The organism is Pseudomonas paraversuta (assembly GCF_904067025.1).
GTDB lineage: Bacteria > Pseudomonadota > Gammaproteobacteria > Pseudomonadales > Pseudomonadaceae > Aquipseudomonas > Aquipseudomonas paraversuta.
The window spans coordinates 3,670,499-3,685,663 of the sequence record NZ_CAJFDA010000001.1 but is presented as its reverse complement, the minus strand read 5'-3'; the positions used below and the strand labels follow the sequence as shown (position 1 = coordinate 3,685,663).

General features: G+C 61.0%; 14 protein-coding genes. 2 read left to right on the top strand and 12 right to left on the bottom strand.

Annotation, left to right across the window (positions count from 1 at the left end; translation table 11 throughout):
• Window positions 1–8 precede the first annotated feature (8 nt).
• The 5 genes from JQ848_RS16715 to JQ848_RS16695 form a co-directional block, all read right to left on the bottom strand.
• On the bottom strand, window positions 9–893 hold the full coding sequence (locus JQ848_RS16715; RefSeq protein WP_127196604.1) for an NAD(P)-dependent oxidoreductase: 885 nt from the start codon (window positions 891–893) through the stop codon (window positions 9–11).
• Window positions 890–2,257 (bottom strand): MFS transporter, encoded by a 1,368-nt coding sequence (locus tag JQ848_RS16710; RefSeq protein WP_003440931.1) that lies wholly within the window; start codon window positions 2,255–2,257, stop codon window positions 890–892. The genes JQ848_RS16715 and JQ848_RS16710 overlap by 4 nt, the downstream gene beginning before the upstream one ends.
• A 139-nt stretch (window positions 2,258–2,396) precedes the next feature.
• Complete coding sequence (denD, locus tag JQ848_RS16705) at window positions 2,397–3,368, bottom strand: D-erythronate dehydrogenase (RefSeq protein ID WP_010655893.1); 972 nt, start codon at window positions 3,366–3,368, stop codon at window positions 2,397–2,399.
• Window positions 3,369–3,413: 45 nt separating this feature from the next.
• A complete protein-coding gene (locus JQ848_RS16700) occupies window positions 3,414–4,262 on the bottom strand; it encodes an ureidoglycolate lyase (protein ID WP_003440933.1) in 849 nt (282 codons plus the stop codon).
• A gap of 113 nt (window positions 4,263–4,375) precedes the next feature.
• Entirely contained in the window at window positions 4,376–5,116 is a 741-nt protein-coding gene (locus tag JQ848_RS16695; protein ID WP_003440944.1) for an SDR family oxidoreductase, read from the bottom strand.
• A 106-nt stretch (window positions 5,117–5,222) separates the two neighbouring features.
• Between JQ848_RS16695 and JQ848_RS16690 the strand changes: the two genes are divergently transcribed.
• Both JQ848_RS16690 and JQ848_RS16685 read left to right on the top strand, forming a co-directional pair.
• Entirely contained in the window at window positions 5,223–6,179 is a 957-nt protein-coding gene (locus JQ848_RS16690; RefSeq protein WP_003440947.1) for a LysR family transcriptional regulator, read from the top strand.
• Window positions 6,180–6,295: 116 nt separating this feature from the next.
• Window positions 6,296–7,576, top strand: a complete 1,281-nt coding sequence (locus JQ848_RS16685) for an MFS transporter (protein WP_003440950.1) — start codon at window positions 6,296–6,298, stop codon at window positions 7,574–7,576.
• A gap of 195 nt (window positions 7,577–7,771) precedes the next feature.
• Here JQ848_RS16685 and JQ848_RS16680 read toward each other — a convergent pair whose 3' ends face one another.
• The 7 genes from JQ848_RS16680 to JQ848_RS16650 all read right to left on the bottom strand — a co-directional run bounded on the left by JQ848_RS16680 (window position 7,772) and on the right by JQ848_RS16650 (window position 15,082).
• Window positions 7,772–9,079 carry an MFS transporter gene (locus JQ848_RS16680; protein WP_003440953.1) on the bottom strand — a complete coding sequence of 436 codons (1,308 nt, stop codon included), beginning with the start codon at window positions 9,077–9,079 and terminating at the stop codon, window positions 7,772–7,774.
• A gap of 37 nt (window positions 9,080–9,116) precedes the next feature.
• Complete coding sequence (gene fucP / locus JQ848_RS16675; RefSeq protein WP_010655890.1) at window positions 9,117–10,343, bottom strand: L-fucose:H+ symporter permease; 1,227 nt, start codon at window positions 10,341–10,343, stop codon at window positions 9,117–9,119.
• A gap of 608 nt (window positions 10,344–10,951) precedes the next feature.
• Window positions 10,952–11,284 (bottom strand): L-rhamnose mutarotase, encoded by a 333-nt coding sequence (locus JQ848_RS16670; RefSeq protein WP_003440958.1) that lies wholly within the window; start codon window positions 11,282–11,284, stop codon window positions 10,952–10,954.
• Window positions 11,281–12,057 (bottom strand): L-fucose dehydrogenase, encoded by a 777-nt coding sequence (locus tag JQ848_RS16665; RefSeq protein WP_202210955.1) that lies wholly within the window; start codon window positions 12,055–12,057, stop codon window positions 11,281–11,283. The genes JQ848_RS16670 and JQ848_RS16665 overlap by 4 nt, the downstream gene beginning before the upstream one ends.
• Window positions 12,054–12,917 carry an amidohydrolase family protein gene (locus JQ848_RS16660; RefSeq protein WP_003440964.1) on the bottom strand — a complete coding sequence of 288 codons (864 nt, stop codon included), beginning with the start codon at window positions 12,915–12,917 and terminating at the stop codon, window positions 12,054–12,056. The genes JQ848_RS16665 and JQ848_RS16660 overlap by 4 nt, the downstream gene beginning before the upstream one ends.
• Window positions 12,918–12,941: 24 nt before the next feature.
• Window positions 12,942–14,219: an L-fuconate dehydratase gene (locus tag JQ848_RS16655; protein ID WP_003440967.1), complete on the bottom strand. Its 1,278-nt coding sequence runs from the start codon at window positions 14,217–14,219 to the stop codon at window positions 12,942–12,944.
• Window positions 14,220–14,233: 14 nt separating this feature from the next.
• On the bottom strand, window positions 14,234–15,082 hold the full coding sequence (locus JQ848_RS16650) for a fumarylacetoacetate hydrolase family protein (protein WP_202210954.1): 849 nt from the start codon (window positions 15,080–15,082) through the stop codon (window positions 14,234–14,236).
• Window positions 15,083–15,165: the final 83 nt, after the last annotated feature.

The window sequence follows — 15,165 nt, the reverse complement described above, 5'->3', positions numbered from 1 at the left end:
CCAGCAGATTATTCAGGCAATTGGTTGTGGCGGCGTAACTGGCGGATCAGCCCGGCGTGGTCGAGTTCACCGTCACCGGCTTCGATCATGGCCTGGAACAGGCCATCCACCAGGCTGCCCACCGGCAGGCTCAGGCCCAGCTTTTGGGCCTGGGCGAGGGCAGTGCGGGTGTCCTTGAGTTGCCATTTGGCCGGGCCACCGGGAGTGAAGTCGTTGTCGAGCATGCGTTGGCCGTGCTGGCGCCAGATCGGCGAATCGACAAAGCCTCCCAGCAGCGCTTCGTGAACCTTGACCGGGTCGGCACCGCCGCGTTCGGCCAGCAGCAGGCCTTCAGCGACGGTGGCGATGGTGCTGGCGACAATCAGCTGATTGACCAGTTTTGACAGTTCGCCGGTTCCGGCCGGGCCTACGTGGACCGGACGGCCCATGGCCGCCAGCACCTGGCGCCCCTGTTCAAAGGCCGCCACTTCACCGCCGACCATGATCGCCAGGCTGGCTTCACGCGCCCCGCGCTCACCGCCAGACACCGGCGCGTCGAGGTAGTGCAGCCCCAGGTCAGCACACTGGCGGGCCTGCTCCACGGCGCTGTCCACCGCAATCGAACTCATCACAATGACCAGCGCCCCGGGGGCCAGAACCCGCGCAGCGCCGCCTTCGCCGAACAGCACCTCATCACAGGTCGGGCCATCGCTGAGCATGCAAACCAGCACCTGGGCGCCTTTGGCCGCCAGAGCCGGGGTCGGCAGTACCTCGGCGCCATGGGCAGCCAGTTCCTGGGCCTTGGCCGGCGAGCGGTTCCAGGCCCGTACCGGATATCCGGCCTGCAACAGGTTGCGGGCCATGGGTTTGCCCATGATCCCGGTGCCGATAAACCCTACGGTCGCCAGACTCATGCTTTACCTCCTGCGGCTGCGGGGATGGCGCTGCCAATCTGCGACACCTTGTTGCGCGGCATCAGCACCATGCCCAGACCACCGGCGCCCACCAGTGCGGCGATCACCAGGAAACCCGGGGTATAGCTGCCGGTTACGGTGAACAGGTAGCCGGTCAGGTACGGGCCGACAAAACCGCTGAGGTTACCGATGGAGTTGATCAGGCCAATACCTGCGGCGGCTCCGACCCCGGTCAGCACTTGCCCCGGCACTGCCCAGAACACGTTGATGGCGCTGTACACACCCATGGCCAGCAGGATGAAGCCGATGACGATGATCCACGGCTGGTTGAGCCACAGCGCGACCGCGATGGACACGGCGGCCAGCATGGCGGCACCGCCGGCATGCCAGTGGCGTTCTTGCAGACGGTCCGAACGACGGCTCCACCAGATCATCGCGACGGCGGCAACGGCGTAAGGAATGGCGGTGATCAGACCGTTCTGCATCAGGCCGATCTCCAGCCCGAACGAGCCGCGGAACGATGCCAGCACCGTGGGCATAAAGAAGTTCATCGCGTTGGAGCCCGAGGTGATGCCGAAATACACCAGCGCCAGCAGCCAGACCTGACGGCTGCTCAGTGCCTTGAGGATCATCTGGCCTTTGGTTGGTTGCAGGCCCACCACCAGCGGTTTGTTGCGTTCTTCCTGTTCCAGGGTGCTGATCAGCCAGTTGCGCTGCTTGTCGGTCAGCCAGTGGGCATCGGCCGGGTGGTCAGTGAGGTAGAAATAGCAGACCACACCGAGAATCACCGCGGGTACGGCCTCGACGATGTACATCAGGCGCCAGCCGACGAAGCCCCAGGCATCGCCCAGCTCCATCAGGCCCACCGACAACGGGGCACCAATGATTTGCGCGATGGGTACGCCCAGGTAAAAAGTGGCGATCATGCGGGCGCGGTAACGGCTCGGGAACCACAGCGACAGCAGATAAATCACTCCCGGGAAGAACCCGGCTTCAGCAATACCCAGCAATACGCGCAGGGAGATGAAGTGCACCGGCGTCTGCAAGAAGCCCATGGCGCCGGCGATGATGCCCCAGGTCACCATGATCCTGGCGATCCAGACCCGGGCGCCGTAGCGGTGCAGCAGAATGTTGCTCGGCACTTCGAACATGAAGTAACCGAGGAAGAAAATCCCGGCGCCCAGGCCATAAATGGTCTGGCTGATACCGATGTCTTCGTTCATCCGCAGGGCGGCGAAACCGACGTTGTTGCGGTCCAGAAAGGCGACCACAAACAGCAGGATCAGAAATGGGATCATGCGTTTGGTAACGCGTTTGATCGTCTGTTGTTCGATGTCCGAGACATCGGTGAGTGGAGTGGTCATATCGCACGGCCTCAGTTTTTTATTGTTGTGAGTAACGTGAACCTGTTGTGCAGTGTTCTGTAGGAGCGAGCTTGCTAGCGAGCTCTTCAAGATCTAAAGATCGCGAGCAAGCTCGCTCCTACAGGTTATAGGCGAGGTCTCAAACGGCAGTGTCTTCAATATGCGCGCGCACGATGGCGTCGAAATCGGCGTCGGCAGTGAAGCCCAGGGCGCGTGCGCGGGGCGCCTCGACCTTGCTCGGCCAGCTCTCGACGATGCGCTGGATGGTCGCGTCCGGTTCCCAGCGAATCAATTTGGTCACTTGCTCACCCGCGACCCGTTGCAGCGCCGAGACCATGTCGTGAACGGTGGTGGTCACACCCGGCAGCGGGATGATCCGTTGATTGCCCAGGGTCTCTGGCGACAGGGTCATGCCCAGCAGCATTGACTCGATAATCCGCCGTGGCGAGGTCAGGTAGACCTGGGTGTCCGGGCGTACCGGGCAGACCGCAGGCAGGCCCACCAGCGGCTCGCGGATAATCGAACTGAAGAAGGTCGATGCCGCCTTGTTTGGTTTGCCGGGGCGTACTGCAACCGTTGGCAGACGCAGCACGCGGCCATCGACAAAGCCCTTGCGGGCATAATCGGCCACCAGCAGTTCGCCCACGGCTTTTTGCATGCCGTAGGACGATTGCGGGGTGAGTACCGTGTTGTCGTCGACCACGTCCGGCAGCTCGCCACCGAATACGGCGAAGCCGCTGGCATACACAAAACGCGGGGCGTTGCCCTGTTTGCGCAGGGTTTCGAGTAACAGCATCAGGCCGTGCAGGTTGACCTGCATACCCAGGTCGAAGTCGGCCTCGGCAGCCGAACTGACCACCGCTGCCAAATGCCACACCAGGTCCACGCCGTCGGTGACCCGGGCGATCACTTCGGGGTCGGCTACATCGCCGGTCACCAGTTCGATACGCGGGTCGACGGGGAGGTCTTCACCGGCAAAGGTGTCGAACAGCACGATGCGCTCGATCGCGCGGGGGGCCTGGCCTTCAAGCGTCAGGCTGTTGAGGTCGAGCAGGCGTTGGGCCAGTTGTTTGCCGATGAAGCCGGTACCGCCAGTGATCAGAATCCGCATGTGTTGCTCCTGTTTCTTATGATTATTTTCAAGGCCTGCTGTGGGTCAGTCAGCCTGTACCGTGCGCTGGCGTTGCTCGCCGAGACCGCTGATGCCCAGGCGTATTTCCTGCCCGGGACGCAGATACACCGGTGCTGGTTTTACCCCCAGGCCCACGCCCGGCGGAGTGCCGGTGGAGATGACATCCCCCGGTTGCAGCGACATGCAGCGGCTCAGGTAAGCAATCAGGGCCGGGATCTGGAACACCATGGTGCGGGTATTGCCGTTCTGGTAGCGCTGTCCGTCGACCTCAAGCCACAGGTCAAGCTGGTGCGGGTCGCTGATTTCGTCGCGGGTGACCAGCCACGGGCCGAGAGGGCCGAAAGTGTCAAAGCCCTTGCCCTTGTCCCAGGTGCCGCCACGTTCCAGTTGCCACTCGCGTTCGGAGACATCGTTGATCACACAAAACCCGGCCACGTGGTCCATGGCATTGTGTTCATCGATATTGCGTCCGCCTTTGCCGATCACCACGCCAAGCTCCACTTCCCAGTCGGTCTTGGTCGAGTCGCGGGGGATCTCGACGTTGTCGTTGGGGCCGCAGATGGCGCTGGTCCATTTACTGAACACCACCGGTTCCGATGGCACGTCCAGGCCCGACTCGGCGGCATGATCGGCATAGTTGAGGCCGATGCAGATGAACTTGCCGACCTGGCCGACGCAGGCGCCAATGCGTGGCGAACCGCTGACCAGCGGCAGGCTGCAAGGGTCGATTTTGCCCAGGGCGGCCAGGCTTGCGGCATCCAGTGCCTGGCCGGCTACATCGGCGATGTGTGCCGACAAATCGCGAATCTTGCCCTGGGCATCCAGCAGCCCCGGTTTTTCCTGACCTTTCTCGCCGTAGCGCAGCAGTTTCATAAAAACTCCTTCATCCAATAAGAAAAACGGTGCCTGCAGGAGCGGGCTTGTTCGCGAGCGTTTTCAAGCCAGAGCTCGCGAGCAAGCTCGCTCCTACAGAGGATTTATGCATTTCAGTTACTCATCCCGCCATCAATCACCTGGGTGGTGCCGGTGGTGTAGGCGCTGGCGTCGCTGGCCAGATACAAGGCCAGGCGGGCGACTTCTTCGGCGGTGCCGATGCGGCCCATGGGTTGGCGGTCGACGAATGCCTGATACACCTCGGCTTGCGTACGGCCCTGTTCCAGCGCCTGTTGGGCAATGCGCTGGCGCAAGGACGGCGAGTCCACCGTGCCGGGGCAAATGGCATTGCAACGGATACCCTGGCGCACGTAGTCCGCGGCCACCGATTTGGTCAGGCCGATAACTGCGGCCTTGCTTGCGGTGTAAGCAAAGCGGTTGGGTACGCCTTTTACGCTGGAAGCCACCGAGGCCATGTTGATAATGCTGCCACCGCCCGCGGCCAGCATGCCGGGCAGGAAGGCGCTGATCATGCGGTACATGGCCGTGACATTGAGATCGAAGGAGAACTGCCAGGCCTGTTCGTCGCAGTCCAGCAGTGCGCCGCTATGAACGTAACCGGCGCAGTTGAACAGCACGTCCACCGCTCCGACCTGCTGGCAGACGGCAGCGATGGCCGCAGGTTGCGTCACGTCCAGTTGCAGCACGCGGATCCCGGGAATGTCCTGCAGTGCCTGAATGTGCAGGTCGGTGGCAATGACCTCGGCGCCTGCATCGCGGAACGCGAGCACCGATGCCAGTCCGATTCCCTGAGCCGCAGCGGTGATCACTACGCGTTTATTGGCAAGGTTCATGGGCGGTTTCCATTGTTTTTATTTAGCGCGACCGGTTCACCCTAATATTGCTTCTCGATAATCGCCAATGAGATATTCTTAAGTCTCAATAACCGGAGGTTATCGGATGGCTGATGTCGGATTTAATCAACTGTGCAACTGGCTGCGCTATCGCCATTTGGTGCTTATAGACACCCTGGCGCGCACGCAAAACATGCATGCCACCGCCCATGAAATGAACATCAGCCAGCCCGCGGTGAGCAAGATGCTGCGGGAGATCGAGCACCAGCTGGACTTTGAAGTGTTTGCGCGCTTGCCACGCAGCATGTCGCTGACCGATCTGGGCAGTCATGTGGCCCGGTTTGCCCAGATCGCATTGAATGACACCGGGCAGTTTGTCGGTCAGATCAATCATTTGCGCCAGGGCGGCCATGGCCTGCTGAAAGTCGGCACCATCTACGCCGCCACGGCTTTGGCCGTTCCGGCGGCCATTGTGCGGGTCAAACAAGACTGGCCGCTGCTCACCTTGCAGGTGCTCGAGGGCACCAGCGCCAACATGCTGGCCATGCTCGAACACAAGGAGCTGGACGTGGTGGTGGCCCGCTTTACCCTCGACCGTCATCGCGAACTGTTTGATTTTCAGGCCCTGGCGCCGGAACCGCTGTGCCTGGTCACGGGCAGCCAGCACCCGCTGGCTGGGGCCAGCGAAGTACCGCTGGCTGATCTGGGCAGTTGGCCGTGGGTGATTTACCCCACGGGCACGCCGATGCGCATGCGGGTGGAGCAGGCCTTTGTCGAAGCGGGCATGCAGACCCCGGAAAACACGGTAGAAACCGTGTCGCTGCAAACGACCATGCAACTGCTGCAAACCACCCCGACGGTGGCGATGCTGGCAGAGTCGATGGTGGAGCCGGAAATCCGCGCCGGGCGCTTGACCCGCCTGGCGCTGCCGTTTCCGCTGGTGTTGGCCGATTACGGGGTCATTACCCGGCGCAACGAAGTAGCGCAATGGTCCGCGAAAGCCTTTATCGATGCACTTTTGAGTGGCCCGGATGCTCTGCGCGGTCCCCCCCAGACGCCTTGATAACTCGAGGTTATTAGTCGATCGAATCATGTGATTGGGCAGTAACCGGGACGCCAACTACAGTGAGCAACGCTCCACCTGTCGGGCAGGAGCGCAACCGCTCACGAGAGGCGTGCATGAAAACAATAAAAACCTACAAAAACCTGACGATCTTTTTCCTGTTCCTGATTGGCGTGGTCAACTACCTGGACCGCAGCGCCTTGTCCATTGCCAACACCACCATCCAGCACGACCTGGCCATCAGCCCCATGCAGATGGGGGTAATGCTCTCGGCCTTTTCCGTGGCCTACGCCTTCTCGCAGTTACCCCTTGGCGCCTTGATCGACAAACTCGGCAGCAAACTGGCGCTGGGTGGATCCCTGGTGGTGTGGTCGGTGGCGCAGGCGGCATTCGGCCTGTTCAGCAGCTACGGGCATCTGGTGGGGCTAAGGGTATTACTGGGGATTGGCGAAGCCCCGGTGTTTCCTTCGGCGGCCAAGGCCTTGTCCGAATGGTTCGACACCCAGGAACGTGGCACGGCCACCGGCTGGGTCTGGTCATCGACCTGCATCGGGCCATGCCTGGCGCCACCATTGCTGACCGTATTCATGGTTCATCTGGGCTGGCGCGGGATGTTCATCCTCACCGGCGTCATGGGGCTGTTGCTGGCGGTGTGCTGGTTCAAATTCTACAAAAGCAAAGCCCAGTACATGGCTGAGACGGGCCGCGCCGAGCCGGTGGCAGTGCAACAGAAAAAGGCGCCGAAGGTGGCCTGGACCTCACTGTTCAGAGACCGCAACACCTGGGGTGCGTTTCTCGGATTCATGGGCGTGATCTACATGATCTGGCTCAACCTCACCTGGTTGCCCGGTTACTTTGAGCGCGAACACGGCCTGGACCTGTATCGCACGGCGTGGGTGGTATCCCTGGCCTATCTGTTCGGCGCGCTGGGTACCATCGTGGCCGGCAAGTGCTGCGACCGTCTGGTGGCGCGCGGCATGCGGGTGCTGGCCAGCCGCAAATTGATGGTCATCCTTGGCTTGCTCGGCGGGGCGCTGTTCACCCTGATCGTCGCCTTCACCACCAACGTTGTGGCCTGTGTGGTGCTGCTGTGCCTGACCATGTTCTTCATTAACATCTCCAGCGCCACCGCGTGGATGATCGTCAACACCATCGTGCCCTCGGAGCGGGTGGCGTCGTTCGGCTCGATCCAGAATTTCGGTGGTTATCTGGCGGGCTCCGTGGCGCCGATCCTTACCGGCTTCAGCGTGCAGCAGAGCGGCTCTTTTTCCACGGCGTTTGTGATCAGCGCGGTGGTGGCGGTGTGTTCAGCATTTGCCTACTTCGCGCTGCTCAAAGAGCCGGGTGTACCCGTAGAACCGCGACTCAAGCCTGATGGCGCACCGGCAGCGGCCTAAAAGCGAACTTCTGCAGGCGCGAGCTTCTTGTCGGAACGAGCTTCTTGTAGGAGCGAGCTTCTTGTAGGAGCGAGCTTGCTCGCGAGCTTTTTATCGAGCCCACATTGATTAGCCAGTGAACTCGATCTTTTTGAGAAGCTCGCGAGCAAGCTCGCTCCTACAGGGGGGGCAGGGGGGGCAGGGGGGGGTGGGTTTTTAACCCGGTGACTGCACCGTCTGCGCGCCGTCGGCCTGCTTGCCCGCCCTTGCCGAGCGCATCAGCATCAAGGCTCCCAGCAACGCCATAGCGGCCAGGAAGTACATGCCCGCATGGGGGTTGTTGAAGTGTTGCTCAGCCCAGGTCTTGACCGTTGGCGCGAGGAAGCCGCCGAGGTTGCCCAGGGCGCCGATCACCGCAATCCCGCTGGCCGCTGCCGCACCCCCCAGAAAACGGGTTGGCAAGGTCCAGAACAACGGTTGCACCGTGATAAATCCGGCTGCCGCGACACAGAACGCCAGAATTACCAGTGGCAAGCTGCCGCTCAAGGTCGAGCCGACCATGCCCACCGCTGCCAGTGCCAGCATGATTGCCGCGAAGCGGGTTTGCTGGCCTTTGCGGTCGGCATGCCGGGTCACGGCATACAGCATGATCACTGTGGCGATCCACGGGATCGACGTCAGCAGGCCTACCTTCAGGCCAATGCCGGTGCCCAGCAGCTCGGCGATCCGGGTCGGTAGATAAAACAGCACGCCATACACGCTGACCTGAATCGTGAAGTAGATCAGGGTGAAGTACAGCACCTTGGGGTTGATCAGCGCGGCGCGCCACGAAGACGGGCCTTTGTTGGCTTTGAGCTGTTGCTCTTTGTCCAGCTCGTGTTCGATGGCAGCCTTTTCATCGTTGCTCAACCACTTGGCGTCCCGGGGTTTGTCGGTCAGGTAAAAGAACGCAAACACGCCGATGACCGAGGCCGCGAGGCCTTCGGTGAGAAACATCCATTGCCAGCCGGTGAGGCCGAACTGCGCGGACTCCAGCAGCCAGCCCGACACCGGGCCGCCCACCATCAGCGACACCGGCACCCCGAAGTAGTAGATGCCATAGGCCGAACCGCGCTGGTTCTGCGGGAACCAGTAGGTCAGGTACAGCACCACCCCCGGCGACAGGCCGGCTTCGGCCACCCCCAGCAGAAAGCGCAGAATGTAGAAGCTGGTTTCGTCGTGGGCAAACATCATGGCCGCCGACACCAGGCCCCAGGTGACCATGATCCGGCTCAGCCAGATACGCGCGCCGACCTTGTGCAGCATCAGGTTGCTGGGTACTTCAAACACCGCATAGCCGATGAAGAAAATACCCGCGCCCAGCGCAAACGCGGCGTTGCTCAGGCCGGTGTCTGCCTGCAAGGCGTGTTTGGCAAAGCCGATGTTGGAGCGGTCGATGATTGCCATGGCAAACATCAGTGCGACAAAGGGCAGGATGCGCCAGCGGATTTTGCTGAGTGCTTGTTGCAATACGGGGTTGGACATGAAGTGCTCCGTTTGTTTTTTTTATGGAGTACAGCAATCAGATTTTTTTCAGGGCCGCACGGGCATAAGCTGCGACGATCACAAAACAGCCCATCGGCAACAGATAAGCCACGGCGGTGGACGAGTGGTCGGCCACCAGCCCCATCACGTAGGGCAGCAACGCACCGCCGACAATGGCCATGATCATGAACGAGCTGCCGCGCTTGGTATGCGCGCCCAGATTCTTCACGCCCATGGCGAACAGGGTCGGAAACATGATCGACATAAAGAAGAACATCGCCACCAGTGCCACCACCGAGACGCCTTCAAACCCCAGCACCACCACCACGCAGAGTGCGACGTTGATCAGCGCGTAAATCAGCAGCATAAGCTGGGCATTGACCCGGCCCATCAGCCAGGTGCTGAAGAAGCGGCCGAACATAAAACTGAGCATGGCCACCGACAGCAAATACGCGGCTTGCTGGCTGCTCATCTGCGCCCAGTGTTCGGTCACGTAGTTGATGAAGAACGCGCCGACGCCGACCTGCGCGCCGACATAGAAGAACTGGGTGATGACCCCGGTGACGAACTCGCGGTGCTGCCACAGGGTTTTGGGGTTGTGCTGCTGAACCTCGGCTTCCTGCTCGCGCAAGTCGGGCAGCGGGGTACGGGCAATCAGCACGGCGACCAGCAGCACCATCGCGGCAATGACCAGATAGGTCATTTGCAGCGATTGCGTGGTGTCGGCGCTGTTGGCGCCGCTGAAGAACAGTGCACCGCCAATCAATGGACCGAAAAACTGCCCCAGGCCGTTGAACGATTGCGCCAGATTCAAACGTCGCTCAGCGCCCGCAGGTGAACCCAATACCGTGGCATAGGGGTTGGCGGCGGTTTCCAGGCAGCCCAGGCCGCAGGCAATCACAAACAGGGCGAACAAAAAGAACTGAAAGCTCTGCGCGGCGGCGGCCGGCATGAACAGCAGGGCGCCTGTGGCGTAGAGACACAGACCGAGGAGGATGCCCGCCTTGTAGCCGTACTTGTCCATCAGCAAACCGGCGGGCAGGGCGATCAGAAAATACGCCCCGAAGTACGCGCTTTGCAGCAAGCCCGATTGCGCCTTGCTGACGTGCAGGGTTTCCTGAAAGTGCTTGTTCAGCACGTCCAGCAGGCCATAGGACAGGCCCCATAGAAAGAACAGGCAGGTCACCAGAATCAGTGCCCAGCGATAGGACGTAACCCCACGGACAATGGGCGGTGCTGCGACGTTCGAGTGCTTGAATGACATGGCGCATCTCCTTGTTATTGTTGTTAGAGCGTTGTATCTGCCGGCATGAATCACCGAATCACCTGTAGGCGCGAGCTTGTCTCGCGATCTCTTGATCTTGAAAGCTCGCGAGGCAAGCTCGCTCCTACAGGGTTATGTGAGGCTGAAAATCCGGGTCATTGGTGCCTACTTCTCTGTCTGTTGTTTTTAGAGCGGTGAATCTGCCGGCATGAATCACCGAATCATCTGTAGGAGCGAGCTTGTCTCGCGATCTCTTGATCTTGAAAGCTCGCGAGGCAAGCTCGCTCCTACAGGGTTATGTGAGGCTGAAAATCCGGGTCATTGGTGCCTACTTCTCTGTCTGTTGTTTTTAGAGCGGTGTATCTGCCGGCATGAATCACCGAATCACCTGTAGGAGCGAGCTTGTCTCGCGATCTTTTGATCTTGAAAGCTCGCGAGGCAAGCTCGCTCCTACAGGGTTATGTGAGGCTGAAAATCCGGGTCATTGGTGCCTACTTCTCTGTCTGTTGTTTTTAGAGCGTTGTATCTGCCGGCATGAATCACCGAATCACCTGTAGGAGCGAGCTTGTCTCGCGATCTTTTGATCTTGAAAGCTCGCTCCTACAGGGTTATGTGAGGCTGAAGATTCGGGTCATTGGTGCCCACTTCTCTGTCGGTGGTGTCCAGGGCGTAGGTTGCTGAAAGCGCCACATCAATGCTTCCCATTGCTGCACGTTGGGGTCGCTGGCAGCGGCCTGTGCAAACGCGTCGCTACTGAACTGCGGGCCGGTGTCCATGACCATGAACAGCCGTGTACCCAGGCGCCAGATCTGCATGTCCAGTACGCCATGGCGGTGCAGGTGGGCGCTGATCTGTGGCCAGATCCGTTGATGCAAGCGCTCGTATTCGGCAATCAGCGCCGGGTCGTCGATCAGGTCCAGGGCCAGGCATTGGCGGTTCATGTCAGCGCCCGGTCGAGGTGGGTGTAGCCGCCATCCACCACCAGCCATTGGCCAGTGGTGTGGGAGGCGCGTGGCGACAACAGAAACAGCACGCTGTCGGCGATTTCTTCGCTGGTGGTCATGCGTTGGCCGAAGGGGATCTTTTCGACGATGCTCGCCAGCTTGGCCTCGGAGTCGGCAAAGCTGTTGATCCAGCGCTCGTAGAGCGGGGTCATGACTTCGGCCGGGATCACGGCGTTGACCCGTATGCCATCAGCCAGTAAAGAGGTGGCCCATTCCCGGGTCAGCGACAGTTGCGCACCTTTGGCCGCGGTGTAGCCGCTGGTGCCGCCTTGCCCGGTGAGGGCGGTCTTGGAACTGATATTGACGATGGAACCGCGGGTGGCCCGCAGCGCGTCAACGCACAGGTGGGTCATCAGGTAGTAGTGGATCAGGTTTTTTTCCAGGGATTCGACGAACGCCGAACGCCCGGCTTCAAGCCCCACGCTATCGTTGACCCCGGCGTTATTGACCAGCCCGTCGATGCGCCCGAAACGCTGCAACACGCTGGCGACGGCGGCGCGGCAGGCGTCTTCATCGCGCAATTCAACCTGGATGAACAGACTTTGCGCGCCACGCTGATCCAGTTGCCGCGCCAGTTCATCGGACAGCGGGCTGTGGCCGAAAATCACCGGGATCGCACCTTCGTCAGCCAGGCCCAAAGAGATGGCTGCACCAATGCCCGAGCCACCGCCGGTAACGATAAAAACCTTGTCCTGCAGATAAAGATTCATTGCTTCACTCCTTCAATCCCGTAAATGGCGCAGGCATTGCCACCCCAAACCGCTGCTTGCTGCGGCGCACTCAAACCCTGCAGCGCGCTGTCGACCAGGCTGCAGGTATCGGCGTATTGGCTGGCCAGCAGGCACACCGGCCAGTCCGAGCCAAACATCAGGCGCTCGGGGCCGAAAAGCTGCAGTGCGGTGTCCAGATAAGGCGTCAGTTGTGCGCTGTTCCAGTGTTGCCAATGGGCTTCGGTGATCAACCCCGACAGTTTGCAACTGACATGGGGCAGGGCGGCCAAGGGGGCGAGTTGCCGGGCCCAGGTTGGTAAATCGTTGGCCTGTACATCGGGTTTGCCCAAGTGATCGAGCACCATGGCGTGCTGGTCGTGCTGTTGGCACAAAGCGGTTGCAGCGGGTAAATCCGCAGCCTTGATCAGCACTTCATAGACCAGCCCCCGGCGTTGCAAGGTGTTCAACCCCCGGTTAAACGCCGGGTTTTGCATGAAGTCGGCCGGCGCGGGTTCGTCTTGCAACTGATGACGAAAGCCTCGCAAGGCCGGCGCTTGCGCCCAGCGTTCCAGCGACTGTTCAAGGTCGGCGGCGCACAGGTCGACCCAACCCACCACGGCGTGAATCCACGGGTAGCGTTCAGCCAGTGCCAGTAACTGATCGGTCTCTGTTTCGCAGGCCCGGGCTTGCACGGCAATGCAGCCGTCGAACCCGGCTGCGTCCAGCAACGGGCGCAGATCAGCGGGCTGAAAATCCCGGCGCAAAGCGCTCATGTCACGGCCGATCCAGGGATAGGCCGCGGCGTCATAGCGCCAGAAGTGCTGGTGTGCATCGAGCCGTAGTGAGGGTGAGGACGACATTGTTATTGTGCTCCGTCCGTTGGTTTAGCCCCGATAGCGGTACTGTTCGCGGGACGCGGCTTTCATCTGGATCGAGAACCCCGGCGCCTGTGGCGGCATATAGGCCGCGTTGCGAATCACGCACGGGTCTTCAAAGTGCTCGTGCAAGTGATCGACAAATTCCACCACCCGACCTTCATGGGTGCCGGCCAGACACAGGTAATCGATCATCGACAGGTGCTGCACGTACTCGCACAGGCCAACCCCGCCGGCGTGCGGGCACACCGGCAAGTTGTACTTGGCGGCCATCAGCATCACGGCCAGCACTTCGTTGACCCCGCCCAGGCGGCAGGCATCGATCTGCACCACATCAATCGCTTCACGCATGATCAGTTGCTTGAACACGATGCGGTTCTGGCACATCTCGCCGGTGGCCACTTTGACCGGGGCCACACCGAGGCGGATCTTGCGGTGGCCTTCGACGTCGTCCGGGCTGGTGGGCTCCTCGATAAACCAGGGGTTGGCGAACGACAGTTCACGCACCCAGTCGATCGCGGTATCGACTTCCCAGACCTGGTTGGCGTCGATCATCAACTGGCGATCCGGGCCCAGCACTTCACGGGCAATGCGTACGCGGCGAATGTCGTCCTGCAGGTCGTGACCGACTTTGAGTTTGACGTGGGAGAACCCGGCATCGACCGCTTCCTGGCACAGGCGGCGCAGCTTGTCGTCGGCATAGCCCAGCCACCCGGCCGAGGTGGTGTAGCAGGGGTAGCCGTTGGCTTCGAGCAGTGCCAGGCGCCCGGCTTTGCCGTGGGCGCGTTCGCGCAGCAAGGTCAGGGCTTCGGCGGGGGTGATGCAGTCGGTGATGTAGCGGAAATCAATGCAGCGCACCAATTGCTCGGGGCTCATGTCTGCCACCAGGCGCCATACCGGCTTGCCTTCGGCTTTGGCCCACAGGTCCCAGGCGGCGTTGACCACGGCGCCGGTGGCCAGGTGAATTGCACCCTTGTCGGGGCCGATCCAGCGCAGTTGGCTGTCGCTGGTGACGTGGCGCCAGAAACGCCCCATGTCTTCGGCGATCCACTCCAGCTTCAAGCCCACCAGCAGGCTGGCCAGGGCCTTGATCGAAGCGCAGCAAATTTCGTTGCCGCGGCCGATGGTGAAGGTCAGGCCGTGGCCTTCCAGACCCGGGGTATCGGTTTCGAGTATCACATAGGCGGCGGAGTAGTCCGGGTCCGGGTTCATCGCATCCGAACCGTCCAGGGATTGCGATGTGGGAAAGCGAATATCTTCAACGCGTACGGCGGTAATGGTGGTCATGGCGCAGCTCCCTGTCACTCGGCATTCACGGTGCGTTGGTTTTGTTCCCCAAGGCCGGCGATGCCCAGGCGGATTTGCTGGCCGGCGCGCAGGTACACCGGCTCGGGCTTGATGCCCAGGCCGACCCCGGGCGGGGTGCCGGTGGAAATCACATCACCGGGTTGCAGGCTCATGAACTGGCTGAGGTAGCTGATGATTTTCGGGATCTGGAAAATCATCGTCCGCGTGTTGCCGTTCTGATAGCGCTTGCCGTCGACTTCCAGCCACAGGTCGAGCTGATGCGGATCGGCGATTTCATCCCGGGTGACCAGCCACGGGCCGAGCGGGCCGAAGGTGTCACAGCCTTTGCCTTTGTCCCAGGTGCCGCCCAGCTCCAGCTGGAACTCGCGCTCGGACACGTCGTTGATCACGCAGTAACCGGCTACATGCTCAAGGGCGTCGCTTTCGCTGATATAGCGCCCGCCCTTGCCGATGACCACGCCCAGTTCGACTTCCCAGTCGGTTTTACGGGAATTGCGCGGGATTTCGATATCGTCGTCGGGGCCGACAATGGCGCTGGTCCACTTGCTGAACACCACCGGCTCAGCCGGGATGGCGGCGCCGGTTTCGGCGGCGTGGTCAGCGTAGTTGAGGCCGATGCAAATGAACTTTCCGACCTGGCCGACGCAGGCGCCAATGCGTGGCGAGCCTTGTACCAGCGGCAGGGTCGATGGGTCGATCTCTTGCAGGCGGGCAATGCTTTGCGGGCTGAGGCTGTCGCCTGCGATATCCGGGATTACGGCGGACAAGTCGCGCAATTGACCGTTGTTATCAAGCAGGGCGGGACGTTCCAGGCCTTTGTTACCGATGCGCAGCAGTTTCATAAAAATTCCTTTATCAATTATCAAGTCCCTGTAGGAGCGAGCTTGCTCGCGAGCTTTTTTCAAGATCAACAGCTCGCGAGCAA